At 36.9% G+C, this 15,975-nt stretch carries 12 protein-coding genes; 7 read left to right on the top strand and 5 right to left on the bottom strand.

Translation table 11 applies throughout. From position 1 onward, the window contains the following. Window position 1: 1 nt before the first annotated feature. The 4 genes from NEOC95_RS04840 to NEOC95_RS04825 form a co-directional block, all read right to left on the bottom strand. Complete coding sequence (locus tag NEOC95_RS04840) at window positions 2-1,264, bottom strand: hemolysin family protein (protein ID WP_349305252.1); 1,263 nt, start codon at window positions 1,262-1,264, stop codon at window positions 2-4. Window positions 1,265-1,369: 105 nt separating this feature from the next. Beyond that, entirely contained in the window at window positions 1,370-1,891 is a 522-nt protein-coding gene (ybeY, locus tag NEOC95_RS04835) for an rRNA maturation RNase YbeY (RefSeq protein ID WP_349305251.1), read from the bottom strand. Window positions 1,892-1,955: 64 nt separating this feature from the next. Beyond that, window positions 1,956-2,114 (bottom strand): small basic protein, encoded by a 159-nt coding sequence (locus NEOC95_RS04830; protein WP_079979899.1) that lies wholly within the window; start codon window positions 2,112-2,114, stop codon window positions 1,956-1,958. A gap of 15 nt (window positions 2,115-2,129) precedes the next feature. Further along, on the bottom strand, window positions 2,130-2,303 hold the full coding sequence (locus NEOC95_RS04825; protein ID WP_166158607.1) for a hypothetical protein: 174 nt from the start codon (window positions 2,301-2,303) through the stop codon (window positions 2,130-2,132). A 191-nt stretch (window positions 2,304-2,494) separates the two neighbouring features. Between NEOC95_RS04825 and NEOC95_RS04820 the strand changes: the two genes are divergently transcribed. From NEOC95_RS04820 to NEOC95_RS04810, 3 genes are all read left to right on the top strand, one after another. Continuing rightward, the gene (locus tag NEOC95_RS04820) at window positions 2,495-3,979 is read left to right on the top strand and encodes a hypothetical protein (RefSeq protein ID WP_213151927.1); all 1,485 of its coding nucleotides are present in this window, start codon (window positions 2,495-2,497) and stop codon (window positions 3,977-3,979) included. Window positions 3,980-4,794: 815 nt separating this feature from the next. Further along, complete coding sequence (locus NEOC95_RS04815; protein WP_166158601.1) at window positions 4,795-4,962, top strand: hypothetical protein; 168 nt, start codon at window positions 4,795-4,797, stop codon at window positions 4,960-4,962. Between the two features lie 12 nt (window positions 4,963-4,974). Then, a complete protein-coding gene (locus NEOC95_RS04810) occupies window positions 4,975-5,316 on the top strand; it encodes a phage holin family protein (protein ID WP_166158598.1) in 342 nt (113 codons plus the stop codon). A gap of 426 nt (window positions 5,317-5,742) precedes the next feature. Here NEOC95_RS04810 and NEOC95_RS09425 read toward each other — a convergent pair whose 3' ends face one another. Next, the gene (locus tag NEOC95_RS09425) at window positions 5,743-7,548 is read right to left on the bottom strand and encodes an ABC-F family ATP-binding cassette domain-containing protein (protein ID WP_347566671.1); all 1,806 of its coding nucleotides are present in this window, start codon (window positions 7,546-7,548) and stop codon (window positions 5,743-5,745) included. A gap of 943 nt (window positions 7,549-8,491) precedes the next feature. On the opposite strand from NEOC95_RS09425, the gene NEOC95_RS04800 reads away from it, so the two are divergent. The 4 genes from NEOC95_RS04800 (at window position 8,492) to NEOC95_RS04785 (ending at window position 14,695) form a co-directional block, all read left to right on the top strand. After that, on the top strand, window positions 8,492-8,935 hold the full coding sequence (locus NEOC95_RS04800) for a LexA family protein (RefSeq protein WP_249270174.1): 444 nt from the start codon (window positions 8,492-8,494) through the stop codon (window positions 8,933-8,935). After that, the gene (locus tag NEOC95_RS04795; RefSeq protein WP_213151926.1) at window positions 8,913-10,196 is read left to right on the top strand and encodes a Y-family DNA polymerase; all 1,284 of its coding nucleotides are present in this window, start codon (window positions 8,913-8,915) and stop codon (window positions 10,194-10,196) included. Before NEOC95_RS04800 ends, NEOC95_RS04795 begins: the two co-directional genes overlap by 23 nt. 100 nt (window positions 10,197-10,296) lie before the next feature. Next, entirely contained in the window at window positions 10,297-12,384 is a 2,088-nt protein-coding gene (locus tag NEOC95_RS04790; RefSeq protein WP_213151925.1) for a sodium-translocating pyrophosphatase, read from the top strand. 190 nt (window positions 12,385-12,574) lie between these two features. Further along, the gene (locus NEOC95_RS04785) at window positions 12,575-14,695 is read left to right on the top strand and encodes an amidohydrolase family protein (RefSeq protein ID WP_213151922.1); all 2,121 of its coding nucleotides are present in this window, start codon (window positions 12,575-12,577) and stop codon (window positions 14,693-14,695) included. Window positions 14,696-15,975 lie beyond the last annotated feature (1,280 nt).

Here is a 15,975-nt window from a genome sequence, read left to right as displayed (position 1 = left end):
ATTACTCTTTCTCATTTAGAGGAGGAGAAGATTCAACGGGTTTGATACGCACTTTTTCTACTGAGCGCTCGCTAGATTCTAAAATCTCTAGCTCAAAATTATTATGATGGATGATAAAATTCGTAGAAGGAATGGCGCCAGCCACATGGAATACATAGCCGCCCACGGTATCATATTCTTCTTCCTGGGGAATTTGAATGCCAAGCTGCGCCTCTACATCGAAAATGCTCATTTTAGCATCAATAATCCAGGAGCCGTCCGCTAATTGTTTAACAGTTTCTTCTTCTTGATCATATTCATCTGCAATTTCTCCTACAATTTCTTCCAATATATCTTCTATAGTGATGACCCCTTCCGTACTCCCATATTCATCAACCACAATAGCAAAATGAACTTGTTTTTGGCGAAATTCTTGTAAAAGATTGGAAATTTTTTTTGTCTCCGGAGTATACAAAATGCTTTTTTGTATAGCTTCAATTGGTGTATCCAGAATCTTAGGATCTTTTTTTTCCTCATATTCCATATATTTTTTCAAAATATCCTTATACATAAGTACTCCTACGATATTGTCCAATGAATGGCGATACACAGGCGTACGGCTATACCCTTCATGTTGCAAAAGCTGGGCTGCTTCTTTGATAGATGTGTCTGCGGATAAGCTAAACATATTGAGGCGGGGCACCATCACTTCACGAGCGCAGCGCTCCTTAAAAGTTAACACAGATTCTATAAGCTTTTTATCAAGAGGATTGAGGATAGGGCTAACTTCTGCTTCCTGAATTAATTCAATAATTTCTTTTTTAGCTTGAGCACTAGGTACCTGCGTTGAATCGAAGTATAAATCGTAAGATCTTAAATGGGAGATCCTTAGAAAAATAAAGGCTAGAGGAAAAGCAAGGAAAAAGTAAACAGAAGAAAAAGAAAGTCCTATTTTGAGAGCCTTTTCCGGTAGATGTGTACCTAATAATCTTGGTAGGTAATCCCCCAAAACAAAAGAGGCAAGGATTAAAATGAGAAGGCTTATAACTATCCATGATGCATTCAGGTAATGAGGCCTTTGGTGAAGGGAAGCAAAGAGGCTTGTCTGTAAAAGAAAAATGATGCCGCACGCTGTATAACCAAAACGCACTAAGTTCTGTGCACAAATTGCTGTGAAAAATAGGCTTTCGTATTCATGATGTGGAAAAAAAATATGATGAAAGGATTTGTACAAAAAAAAAGAATCCATCGCTTTGATTTGCTTTTGAGCATCTTTTTTATGCATACGACGGAAAGAGCTAATCACTGCTGTGAGGAGAAAAGATCCGATGAGGAAGAAAAGCGTTAAAAAGAACATCCAAATGAGAAACAACTATCTCTCCTTTATTATCTATTTAGGTAATAGTAACAGATTAAGGTTCTTTAAGTTAATCATGTGTTTTTTTTCTGCTTTTCGCATAATTAGCTTTTTCTTTCTTTCCGTATCCTCGTATCCCATCAAATGAAGCAGCCCATGCACAATATATAGAGTGCATTCTTCGTAAGGATCGCCTAAATGTTTTTTAGCATATTCAAATGCAGTTTGAGGGCAAACAAAAATTTCTCCTAAAATTCTATATTTCTCCGGGCCTTCTCCATGATCATTCGTATCCATAGGGAAAGAGATACAGTCAGTTATCGAGGGATCATCAAAATATTGCTGATGTAGCTTAGAAATTACGAGAGGTGTTACAAAATATATAGATAGCTCATCACACCTTTGGTTTTCTAGCTTAATAACAGCATCAGCAATTTTTTTGACTAACCGAAGAGAAAAAGAAAAGTTTTTTTGCTTATTGTAGACGTGTATTTGCACAAAGATAATAAATGGGTTAAAAGCTAATTTGTTAACAGAAAGACCTATCGAATGCACGGGAAAGAATAAAAAACTTTTAAAAGATGGAAAGCCAGGAGCCTGTAGGGGCTCCGTAACTCTTCTAAAGAACTGGTGTTTTAGGTAAACCTGTTATGCGAGTTTTCTTTTCCGCATCCCAGCGTCCTAATTTTTTTAATACATCGATTCTTTCAAATCTTTTTAAAACGTTACGTTTGGTGGCCCCTTTGTTGGCTTTTCCAAAGCTTGGATGTCTTGACATAACTCGATCCTTAGATTACTTAATTTTTGGAATAAAAGCTTGTTTGGCAATCGTGCCTTCCAAAGCATTTGAGTGAGATTTAAATCCCTCTTTCAAATTTTCTTTACGGGGTCCAGTTTTTTTAGCAGGAGGGCTAGGCTTGCGGTGGGATTTGCTGCGTCTTTCTGCTTGTTTACTAATACGAACCATTTTATACTCCTAAAGTCATAAAGCAAGCTGATTATAAGGATTTAAGCCAATTGATGCAAGTAAAATGAAAATTTAGAGGGATAGAAAGCTTATAGACGATTATTTCACTTGATAATAAATGCAAAATTCAATTAAAATTTATTATAAATAATATAAGTGTCTAGACTAAATTAACCAAAATATAAAGATACATGAAAGGCCCTGTAGCGCGCGACAGTATAGGAAGGTGTACGCCAGGCAATGATCTCTATGCCATGATCCGTAATCCTACGGCAAGGGTAGCGCCCGTGGTAAAGCCGGTAGACACAATAAGATCTTCTCGTTTGCGTCTTGAAAGAGAAGCAACGGCTAAGATTGGCAAATTTATGCAGAATTTTCTAGTGGTTGCACGCGCAGGCAAATACATCTTTTTGGCATTCACTTTACCTCCTTATTTATTGCTATACGGATTACCTAAATGGATGGTTGAAAATACTGTCCCTCTTTTATTTTATTTCTCCTTAAAACCTTTCCAAATGATGCATCACAAGCTAAGGCACACACTTAAAAGCCATGAAACTAGCAAGAATGCTATTCATAATATGAAAAATCTTTTTTCGCATGCCTTTAAGCATACTATAGAATATATCCAATGGATCCAACGTACAAGCCAGGCTTTGTTTGTACATCTGAAACATTCTATGGTTGCTTTAAGCTATCGTTTGTTGCAGCCTTATTTGCCTATCATGCAAAGAAGCATTCAAACCGCGGAAGCAGTTACAAAAATGCTCTTACAAAAGACTTATCAGCGAGGCGATAAGCAGGTAGAAATGGCCCGCCAATTTGCATCATTGATGTGGAAAATAGTTAAAGAAGAGTTTTCTGGCTCTCTTAATCTTTATATCAATGATTTAAAGGTTAGATTTAATGCCTTTAAGAAATATTTAAAAAAGCAGATAGAAAAACCTCGCCTGGAAATCCAGAGGTTTAACGATAACCTAATCCATCAGCTAAAGCGCATCAATGAGACGCTACAAACTTTAGGACTAAAGATTTCTAAACATGTAGAAATAATGGCTTCAACTGTGGTCAATGTGACTCTTCCCTTTATTGGATGGGCTAGGCCGCAAATCCAATGGAGCGTCAATCTTTTCCAAAGCGGCAGGGCAAAGTTAAACCACCATTTGACACACTTAAGTAGTATTATTCAAAACTTAACCTTATCGGCTTTAAAAGCATCGCGCTTTAGCCAACATCTGATGGTGAATTGGGCAAAAGATGTTTTTAAAATAATAGTTCCTCGCTTTATTAAGCAATTTTTTAATCCTAAAGGCGGGTTTAAGCAAAAAAGGCAACAAATGCTAGAATTTTTTTTAGGGAAAGCGAAAAAGATTCAGGGAGGGGCCAAACAATTGTTAAGTAGTGCTTTAGAAGCCTCTAAAAAAGGTTTGTTTAAGCTTTTGCAAAAATTTTACACGTTTATCTTCTTAATCGGTAAGCAGCTTAAAGAATTGCCCATGCGGCTTACTAAAGCAATTTTCAGCGGTTATCTTTTTGCCTGCAATTCTTTTGTTCAGATCAATCATCTTATGCGCTGGTTTTTTATCTTAAGTTACGTGCTCGTACGTTTAGCATGGCAAGAATTGCGTGAGATAGCAGGACGTATTTTCGAAAGTGATAGCTTTAAGAAAATTTAGTTTCTTAAAAAACATTATATTTATTCGGCTTCTGCTACTAAACTCCACCCTTCCTCCTAGGGGTTTACTTTTCAAAATTAATTTAATCTATTGATTTTTCAGTGTTTCAGCAAAATGGGCGGAATCATGGATAAAATATGAAGGCATGCTTGCTCTTTGGCTTTTTATTAGTAAGTAAGCAGATCTGCATAGGCTATTATTTATTCCTAATATCTCCTGCTTTGTGAAATTCTTCTTTTAGCATAAGCTTTAAACATCTATCAAATAACAAGTAGGGCTTTGACTTTTAAGAGGGTTGAAAATTTAATTCTATCCTTAGTGAAAGAAATGTCTAGAGCTTCTTAAGAAGCTTTAGCGATCATTCAGCAAATGGGGCAATTGAAATAGGAAGGAGTTCTTTCCTAGAAGCTTTAACGTCGGTCTAGCTTTAGCCAATCATACTTTTATCCCATTTTTTCCCTATTGTTATGGTATGCAAGCCCAATTTAAAGATGATATCCAATATATAAGCCCTCCTATAAGGCCAGAAGGGGAGGAGGCTTAAGTAGCTTCATAGAGAAATTTCAGAAAAGAGTATGTAACATCCACTTTTTTAAGTTATCGTTTTAGAAATTTGAATTGCTTATAGAAAGTTAGCAAAAATTTGTGCAAACTTTTTTGATTGCTATCTTGTACGGGTAGCTGAAAAAAAGAGCTTAATAAGTTTTCTTCAAGTACTATGAGTGTTGCATGTTAATGGGGCCATGAGCAACTTACGAAGCAGAGTTTAAGTTAATAATCAGTCATCTTTGCCTTCATAAGGGTTTAGGCATGCAATGAATAAAGCATTTAATCAATGCAGCATGCCCAGAGGGTGGTCATACAATTACAGCAACGATTCTTTTGGAAACAGACAAATGATTCATGTCTATCAGAAAATAGCTTTTATTAAGCAGACAGAGAGCTTAGCCATCCATCTACATATTACAGGACTAACTACTTAGCAAGGATTTTATATGAAAAAAATTGTTTCATTAATTGTAAACAGCGTAGCTATCTTTATTACTGCTAATCTTTTACCTGGCATTCGCCTTCCAAATTTTAGAAATGCTCTAGGTGTTGCTCTAGCCTTAGGGCTTATCAATACTTTTGTTCGCCCTCTTTTATTAATTTTAACTTTTCCTCTTACAATCTTAACATTAGGCTTATCCACCTTATTTGTTTCCGCTTTTTGCGTTATGTTAGCTTCTTGGATAGTTCCAGGGTTTTTTGTAAATGACGCGTTTTCGGCGCTAGCTTTTGCTGTGGTAGTGGCTATTATCAATACTTTTATTAGCTTTTTTATAAAAAAAGGGTAATGATTGGTTAGTTTTAAAAGAGACAACTTCACCTACTATCTATGAAAAACAAGAGAAGATAGATAAATGAAACCCTAAGCTGCGGGCTTCTTGATTGGATAGCCAAAAGAATTGTTTTCTATATTTGGTGATTTTTCTATGTGAAACATAGCTAGCTTTAAGGCATTTCCCTAAGAAAAAGCGAATAATGTAGTGGATAAGGCTTCTTAAAATACTCTCTAAATAATTAGATAAAAATTTGACATGGGGATGAACAAGGCAATGAGCTCATATCTAATAGAGGCATGAATAAATTAACACGCTTTTAATCAGCCCTTTATGCAATCGTGTCTTTAAGGAGAGAGCGAGATTTCGAAGAGGAGCTCCTCTTAAACGGCTTGGGGGGAATCTATAAAATTGTTTCTTGCTTGGCTGGAAAAGGATTGATCAAGTTTGTTTACTGGCAAGAAATTGCCAACGCTCATAAAGTTTTTCCAACTCTGCTTGCACCTGATTTAATTCAATACAGCTTTTCTGTAGCAAGTTAGCATCCGAAGCACTTTCTATGTCTTCATGAAGTTTTTTTTCTTGACCCTCGTATTTAATGATGCTCGCTTCTATTTGCTCTAATTCATATTTTTCTTTGTAGGATAGTTTAGGTATTAAAGGCTCAGTTTTATCATGAGCTTTCTCAGCTGGCTTTTCTTTTTTAAGGCTATCGAGAGTATCAAATTTAGCTTTATATTTTTCCCATTGAGAATAGTCAGCAAAAAGCTGAATAGGCTCCTTTAACCCTAATCCTAAAACCACATTGCAAACTTTATCCATCATGTAGCGATCGTGTGTAATAAGAACTATCGCACCAGTAAATTCACATAGACTTTCTTCCAAGACTTCAAGAGTAGGTATATCCAAATCATTGGTAGGTTCATCGAGCAATAATATATCTGCCGGCTGTAGCATTAAACGAGCAATCAATATACGAGCATTCTCTCCCCCGGATAATTGGCTAATAGGTAAATCTAAACGATCAGGAGAAAATAAAAAGCGCTTGCTCCAAGAATTGACATGAATATGTTGTCCCCGATAACTTACATATTCTCCGTTGGTTGCTAGAGCTTCTCTCAAAGTAAGGTGAGCAGGCATCTGAGAACGGTGTTGGTCAAAATAGACAATACGCAAGCCTTCTGCCAATTTAATTGTTCCTGCATCCGGTGGTATCATTCCTGCAAACATCTTTAATAATGTTGTCTTGCCGGTTCCATTAGCTCCAATGATTCCTAGGCGCATTCCAGGAGAAAGAGTAAGATCTAACTTAGAAAATAACAATTTATTATCCACAGATTTGGAGAGGTTTTTGGTAACGAGCAGCTTTTGGGTTAAACGGTCAGTAGAAGTAAAATTAATAAGAGAGCGTGTTTGCTTATTTCTTGTTTGAACATCTGCTAGCTCATCAATTAGCTTGCCTGCTTGTTGAATGCGAGCCTGGGCCTTAGTCGTGCGTGCTTTAGGAGATTGCTTTAGCCATTCCTGCTCATAACGTACTTTGGATGATAAAGATTTTTGGTACTGCGCCTGGCCACTTAAAAATTGTTCTCTCCTCAGTAGGAAGTCTTCATAATTGCCTACTGCCGTAAATAGCCCCTTAGGAAATTGAGCATTTAATTCAAACATGCGGGACGATATCTTGGCTAAAAAATATCTATCATGGCTTATTACCATAAAGGTCAGATTTTCCTGCTGGAGCAATTTTTCAAGCCATTGAATGCCTTCTAGATCTAAGTGGTTAGTAGGCTCGTCTAAAAGTAGTAGTTGAGGATCGCAAATAAGCCCTTTGGCAATATCTAAGCGTTTTCTCCAACCTCCTGACAAAAGTTTAGCACTTTGTTGGATGTCTGGAAATCCAGTTTTACTCATAATAGATTCAATACGTATGGCTGCTTCATGAGGTGCTAAATGAGGATCATTAGAGTTTAAAGTTTCTCTTAGAATTTCATAAATTGATTGATCTGGATAAGAAGTCATTTGAGAGACATAAGCAATCCGTAAATTGCGTCTAATCGCTACTGTCCCTTCGTCGGCACTTTCTTTACCAGCCAAAATTTTCATAAAGGTAGATTTTCCAGCCCCATTGGGCCCAATAATTCCAATTTTATCTCCTTGAAAAATGCCGGCGGAGATACCTTTAAATAAATGATGAGTTCCAAAGGATTTACTTATATTGTCACAGTTAATATAAACGGTATTGCTCACGAGACGTCTGTAGGTTTTTTTATGACAAGTGTAGCTGCTTGCTTAACACAAAACAAGCAGTATTTAGATAAAAGCTAAAGTTAAAGCGCAAATGAAGCCAAAGCCTACTTTAAGTCCTACTAAAAAACTTTTGGTAAGCTTTAGGAAGCTTTTAAAATAGCTAATAAGAAGGTGTAGATTTTCAAGGTAAAAATAGCTTCCTTTAAAGGAGATAAGCTGCAAAAGATATTATCTAGCTATCCAAAAAGGAGATTTATGCCCTAGCTTTTAGAAAGAAAGTGATTAAAAATGTTGAAGAATTACACGAGGCTGTGGATTAATGAATGAATAGTATAATAATACGCCTTTAATCTATTCTTTTATCCAGTCTCATACTTTATAAAGCTCCTTTTGCTAAGCAGAGGGATATCTTTCAGAAGGTGGAGCATGCAGACTAAGTTTTTTTAAAGTCTATAATGATAGAAATAGATAGGAAAAAAGTAGCGTTTTGGCAAGCGGCTTTCATAAACATTTTTAATGTAACTTGCCTTGCGCAAGAGAAGATGCTAGATCTAGATAAAGATGCGAGATAAGGTATAGCTGCAAGAAATAGTTTTTGCTATATAACTTAAGTTGGCTCCTTCCAGTATTTTCTAGGATACCTTAATGCTTGGAAAGGTAGCATGAGGGGGTTAAGAAGGGCAACCTTCTTAAGGTCTTATAGGAACGGATGCTTTGCTTTATAGTTGATTGATAAAAAATCCCTTTCATTAGAATTTTAAAGTCAGCCTCCTAAAATTGATAGAGTTTTAAGAAATTAATTTAATGGATAGTTGCCAGAAGGCTCTGTTACTAAAAAATGCTTTTATTAGTGCCTTTATTTTAATATAGCTGTGGTTAATTTTAAAAAACCTAAGCAAATTTTATACTCTAGGGTTTAAGTAGCTTTATTAGGGAAACTTGTATGAAAATACAGACGATGGATGAAATTTTTTATTCAAGCTCTTCAGCTGCCAAAAAGCTATTGATTCCCTTATTCCAAGATAGTGTTTCGGCAGGTTTCCCTTCACCAGCAGAAAATTATATAGAAAAGCGTTTGGATTTAAACGAGCTGGTGGTCAAGCATCCTGCAAGTACGTTTTTTGTACGGGTGCAAGGTGATTCTATGCGTGAAGCGGGGGTTTGTTCAGGAGATATTCTGGTGGTGGACCGAAGTTTAGCACCTTTAAGTGGCAAAATCATCGTAGCTATTGTAAATGGCGAATTTATGGTCAGACGCTATGTATTAGGGTCCCAAGGCATACAGCTAGTTTCAGCTCATCCATCCTCTTCGATTTTATACGTAAATGCTACCCTTGATTTTCAAGTATGGGGGGTGGTTACTTATGTCATCCATCGGCCGCAATAAACTTATGTATGCTTTGGTGGATTGTAATAATTTTTATGTTTCTTGTGAGAGAGTTTTCAATCCACATTTGATGGGAAAGCCGGTAGTAGTGCTCTCGAGCAATGATGGGTGTATTATAGCTCGTTCCAAAGAAGCTAAATTTTTAGGAATCTTAATGGGTGCTCCCGCTTTTGGGTATAGAGATTTATTTAGAAAATATGATGTAAAAGTTTTATCCTCTAATTATACTTTATATGGGGATATGTCTCATCGTGTGATGCGCACGTTGCAGCAATTTTCACCCGAAATAGATATATACTCTATCGATGAGGCTTTTTTAAGGGTAGATGCTGTAGATAAGGAAGCTTATTGCAGAGAAATTCAGCGCATCATCCTCCAACATACAGGGATACCCACATCTATTGGCCTAGCGCCTACCATGACTCTTGCTAAAATAGCCAATGATATGGCTAAAAGATATTCTGTTTGCCAAAATGTTTTTTCCATGGAAACTATGAAAGTGTGCGAAAAGGTGCTGAGCCAACTTTCTGTTGATGAGATTTGGGGGATTGGAAAGAAAATTTCCTCTTACCTCCATCGCCAGAATATACACACAGCCAGTGAGTTTAAAAATTCTGAGGACTTATGGATAAAAAAAAATCTTTCAGTCACAGGCTTACGAATAGCATGGGAACTGCGAGGAGTATCATGCCTATCTTTAAAAGAAGCTCCGGCATCTAAAAAATCCATCACTTGTTCACGCTCTTTTAGTAAAGCTGTTTCAGATTTAAATGAGTTGCTAGAAGCTATTTCAACGTATGTTTCCATAGCAGCTGAGAAATTGCGTAAACAGCAGAGCAAAGCTTCATTTATAGATGTGTTTTTGATGACTAATAAGCATCATCAGTCTCCTTACTATTACAATAACATGCAAATTACTTTACCTCAACCTAGCGACTATACACCCAAAATGATCACTTATGCTAAGGAAGGTGTAACTCGCCTATTTCGCGAAGGTTTTTTATATAAAAAGACAGGTTTGACTCTGGGAGGCCTAGTATCCAAAGGTGATTATCAACTTGACCTTTTTGAAGAAAATCATTTTAGCAATAAAAAAGAGCAAGTCTTAATAAATCTAATAGATCAATTAAATCATCAATATGGCCGCCGAGTAATAAAAATGGCTGCAGAAGGCATTAAGCAGCCATGGAAAGCTAGGCAAGAAAATTGCTCTCCTCGTTATACTACCTGCTGGCAAGATATCTTAACTATACAGATATAAAATCTATCTTTCATCAGTTTTATCTTTTCCTATTGAACTAATTCCTCTCTCTCTACTATTTTTATTTTTTTTCATTAACCAAAATCAAAGAGGAAAACTAATGTTGTCATACGAAGATGGATTTTTAATCGTATGCGGCCTTTTAGCCTTGTTCTACGGAATTTTGACAATACGTTCTGTCTTATCCCTAAGCACAGGTAATGAAAGGATGCAAGAAATAGCAGCAGCTATTCAAGAGGGGGCTCGTGCCTATTTAAATCGTCAATATCAAACGATTGGTCTAGTGGGAATCTTAGTATTTGCACTTTTAACCTGGTTATTGGGTTGGTATGTAAGCGTGGGCTTTTTAATTGGAGCTGTTTTATCTGGGCTAACAGGCTATATTGGCATGAATATCTCTGTGCGAGCAAATGTTCGTACTACAGAAGCTGCAAAGCAAGGTCTTCAGCAAGCCTTAAATGTATCCTTCAAATCGGGAGCCATTACGGGTCTTTTGGTGGTTGGCTTTGGTTTAATAGGGACCGCAGGATATTACATTTTTTTAAAAAATTCTACTATTCCTGCTCGCGAACTTCTTGAATCTCTCGTCGCTTTAGGTTTTGGTGCTTCCTTGATTTCCATTTTTGCTCGCTTAGGAGGAGGAATTTTTACCAAAGGAGCAGACGTTGGTGCAGACTTAGTAGGAAAAATTGAGGCAGGTATTCCAGAAGATGATCCTCGTAATCCAGCTGTTATTGCTGATAATGTAGGGGATAATGTAGGGGATTGTGCAGGAATGGCAGCAGACCTTTTTGAGACATATGTAGTTACCATCGTAGGGACTATGCTTCTTGCTGGCATGTTTTTTCAAGATATTATCTTAGAAAAAATGATGTATTATCCTTTAGCTATTTGTGCAGTTTGCGTAATAGCCTCTATTATCGGGACATTTTTCGTACGTCTTGGAGCTACTCATGATATTATGAAAGCTCTTTATAAAGGATTTTTTGCTACCGCAGTCTTTTCTGCCATGGCTATTGCAGGGTTGACTCATTGGCTGCTAGGCTTTGATATTGCTTATCAAGCAAACAATCATGTTTTTAATGGATTTAATCTTTTTTGTTGTGCGCTTACTGGTCTGGTGGTAACAGGTCTACTTATGTGGATTACAGAATATTATACTTTGACAAAGTATAGGCCTGTGAAAAGTATTGCAGAAGCATCTACAACAGGACATGGCACGAATGTTATCCAAGGTTTAGCTGTCTCTTTAGAGGCTACAGCCCTTCCAGTCGTGGTGATTTGTGCTGGTATTCTCGTCTCCTACTTGAATGCAGGCTTATTTGGGATTGGGGTGGCAGCTACAAGTATGTTAGCCTTAGCCGGAATGGTCGTTGCCTTGGATGCCTATGGTCCTGTGACAGATAATGCGGGAGGCATTGCAGAAATGAGTAATTTGCCAGAAGCTATCCGTAAAACTACCGATGCGCTTGATGCTGTGGGAAATACCACTAAAGCTGTAACAAAAGGTTATGCTATAGGTTCAGCTGGCTTTGCTGCACTTGTCCTTTTTGCAGCCTTTATACAAGACTTGGCTCACTATTTTCCTGAAAATATGGCGAGCTTCCATTTGCAAAACCCTTATACAGTAGTAGGTTTGTTTATCGGTGGCCTTCTTCCCTATCTATTCGGAGCTATGTGTATGATGGCTGTAGGCCGTGCAGCGGGCGCTGTAGTCGTAGAAGTACGCCGTCAATTCAAAGAAATCTCAGGAATTATGCAAGGAACTGCACGTCCGGATTATGGAAGAGCTGTCGACATGCTGACAAAAGCTGCAATCAAGCAAATGATTGTTCCTTCCTTGTTGCCAGTATGCGCTCCTTTTCTCGTCTATTTTGTCATTCTGTATGTTGCAGGGCAAAATGAAGCCTTTGTCACCCTAGGCGCAATGCTTCTTGGGGTAGTAGTGACAGGGCTTTTCGTAGGTTTATCTATGACCTCTGGTGGAGGCGCATGGGATAATGCTAAGAAGCTAATTGAAGAAGGAAATTATGGTGGAAAAGGTTCTCTTGCTCACCATGCTGCTATCACCGGGGATACTGTCGGCGATCCTTATAAAGACACGGCAGGTCCTGCAATTAATCCCATGATAAAAATTGTTAATATTGTCGCTCTTCTCTTGCTAGCTATTCTTGCAGCATGGAATTAACCATTTTTAATCTTTTTAGGATACCCCCTTTTATTAAAGGGGGGTTAATCTATTCTATGATTCATGCATCAAAATAGTATTGCAAATTATTTAATTAGTGGCTATTGTGCCATGGTCAACTACTGCTTTAGATTCAAACTCAAACGTTTGTGTGCTGAAATTTATTATAAATTGTATGATGGAGTAATAAATGATAAGTTGGCTTTTTTCCTTCTATGATTCTACTTATAGTTGTGCAGCTAGTTATGCAGCTGATTTCAGCAATTATGTAATGAGGATGAGGCTTTCTAGCTACTCTCTTGGTGCGCGGGTAGATAGGAGTGATGAAGCTTCAGAAAAAAATTCTGCAGGTTCCTTCGCTAAATCCAAATCTACAAGGTCCAAATCTCTACCCCCCTCGCGCCTCCATCGTCAAGATATTTCTCCTTCAGAAGTTTTATTATTAGGCGATGAAAGGGTTAATAAAATTGTCTATAGGATCCTTGAAGAATTGCATAATAACGTGAGAGTGGCGACGGGCCATCTAAAAGAGTATTCATTTCAGTCGATGTATGGAGCAAGAAGCAAAGATGAAGGACCTTTTCCTTTTGCAAATTTACATGAGCATACAGAGGGTGCTATACCACCCTGGGAGCTTGAAAAGTTAGTAAAAAAATATAATCTTTATTACGATGAAAACAAGAAGGTTTGGAGAAGGAAGAAGACGCCAACAAAAAATGGATTAGAAAGCCATGATATTACTAGACTTACCTGGCAAGAAATTGAAGAAAAGTATAGCATGCCGCTAGGTACATTTTTACACGAATTGTGCTGCGTGCCGGTTAACCAGCCCCTTCTTGAGCAATTATCTTTTAAGTTTAAAGAGGAATTTTTAAGTAGGAAATTTGATGCAACCTTTGGACCGATAGGCAGTATCTTAGATAGAATCCCTCTAAGTGAACAGCTTTTGATTATCTTATATCAAGCAGAGCTAAGCAATATTATTTATAATGAGCTCATGTTTGGCTTGTATGTAGTGCCTGTACCTAGCGTATTTATTGAAGAGGTGGAACTTCAAATTAAAGCTGATGAATATGAGCACATTGAAGAAATGCCCATTGATAAAATTGAGCAATTTATCGGATACCTTATTAACCCCAAACATACCCTAGATGTCTTACTAACGGATAGCGAAAAAAATAAGTTTAAAAGAAAGCTGCAAGGTAGGTGGAGAGATAAAGTAGGCCAAGATCCACAGAAAAAGATGGAGAATCTGGAAGAAGAGTGGAAAAGCTTGCTAAACATGACATACGTAGAAGCCTTCGAAAAAGTGATGAATGATGAGCTTGATCAAGCTGAACTAGATATTAATCAGCAGATTAATAGTCTATTAAAAAAACAGAAAATTAAACTGCGTCCGAATGTATTTGATGCCAGTAATCCCATTACTATTAAATTAATTTTTGAAGTTATGCGTCATTACTCGCTAGGTGAATTTTTTGCTTGGGCATTGGCAGCTTCGGCCTACATTGCAGCTGATGAAAAGGAACGAATAGTTGGCTTGACAGTGGATGGCCCTCAGAATACTGCCAATTCAATAAATAATTTTTATGATCAAATAGCTATTATTAAAGCCTTGCGTAAGCATTATCCTGCCGTTAAAGTTACCTATCATACTCTTGAATTTGCCAATTCGCATTATGATAGCATCCAAAAATATGTGAAAGATGAGCTTTCTAGTGTCTTAAAGGTATCTGAACGTATAGGGCATGGAACGATGATCGCGGATACAACAAATCTAATAAAAAATTTAAACCTTTTAAAAAGGAATAAATTGGTTGAAATATGCCTGACCACTGTACAAGCCACCACAGGTGTTAAAATAGAGGAAGTGCCTTTAAAAGCTTTCTTAGAACAAGGTATCGCCGTTAGCTTAAATACCGATGATCCTGCTATTGTAGACACTAACTTGCGGGAAGAATTAAGAAAAGCGATAAAATTAATAGGAATTTCTCCTGCAGACACCATTAACATGATGCGCAGTGCCATTCATTTTTCTTTCCTACCCGGTGAAAGCATTTATAATGCTGTGGAAGCAAGAACAAAGATCGATGGGCTGCTTGTAACCAAAATTTGGTACGATTTGAAGTTTCCCAGAGAACATGGTACTCGAGACCTAAGCAAAGTAAGTGCTAAAGAACTCAAGCTGTGGCAGCTGGAAGATGAATTACAAAGGTTCTGCCAATACATTTATAGTAATATGGACCCTTTATTTCAGCTGGGCTACATTAAAGAAGAGTCTCTTGATGATGAAGAAAGCTTTATTGAATAAACCTTTTAAAACAGCAGCTTGGCAACAAAGGGTAGAGGCCGTTGGCAAAACTTTTATAAAAAAGGCCATTTTGGTTAGTAGCTGCTTCAACAATAAGCTGTAGTTAAAAGGACTTAAAAATTAAGCGGCCTCCTAAATTATTAAAAGACCATGCATTGTAGGTTAATTTTATCAAAAGCTTCTGGTCTGCCTAACTTGCATCTAAGGAGTAAGAATCACTAAACATAAAATATTTCCCCACTTTGCAAGAAAATTTTGAAGCAAAGCTATGATTATCTTTTTGTTATTGTCTCGTCTGCTGCATTCAGTTTTTTAATTTCTTTATTCAAGCCAACCTTAGTAATTGTCAGTAATTCCCCCAAGCTCTTTGAATATTTCTTTTTGTACCCTCTATTTCAGCAGCTTTTTTTGCTAAATTGTGTCTAAACTAGGCAATGCTTAGCCAACAAGAGAGAGTATATTAGTAACCTCTAAAAAATTAACATTTTATGGCTTAAGCACTCTTACCATTTTATTGAATTTTACCTTAGGTCTTTTAGATGAAAGCACACCAGAATTAATCCTTAATTTAAACCCTAGAATGAGACATGATTTGACAGTTTTTCGTTCCCTTTAGCACAAATTAGATGATGAAGGAGATTAACTTGTGGAATGTGAGATTAACAAAGTTTAGATAAACTCTTTATGCCTACTCTGAAAGGTGATTAACCCTAGAAGCTGACTCTTTCCTTTTCTTAAGTGCTGCCCAAGGTTACTTTTAAAAGCCATCTAATCTGCTTTATAAGAAAAGCTTTAGAAAAGGCTAAAATCTAAGAAAGTTTTAAAGAGTAGACCAAGCTAAATTTCTTTGTTATGAAAAGCTTTTGTTATTCACGCCAAAGAGTTAAATGATAAGTAGTGCAAGCTTATTGGTTTAAAGGTCCGAGTGAATTACTCATGAAGGATTTGTCTTCCTTTTGCTAGCAACTTGCAAGGCGCATGTTAAAGTTATAAGGGGGTGCTAAAGACGATGTAGCCAAAATAATAGTGGAATAAAAAAAAGACTGTGATATACTAACTCTCACAGTTTAAGTCTTCTAAATAAGTGTTTGCCGTTTATAATATTTTCTAATTTGTTCTTTTAAGCTAATGATTTTACCTTTACCTATAAGGCAAAGAAAACTAGGTGCCAAGGATAATTAAGAGAAAAGCTTACTAATTTTCAGAAGCTTAGGAAAAAAATAAAGAAAAAGGAAAATAGGAGTTGCGGAAATAATTCGATATTTTGTATGTTTACTGCT

This window comes from Neochlamydia sp. AcF95 (assembly GCF_018342455.1).
Classification (GTDB): Bacteria; Chlamydiota; Chlamydiia; order Chlamydiales; family Parachlamydiaceae; genus Neochlamydia.
This window is presented reverse-complemented; position numbering and strand designations above follow the sequence as displayed.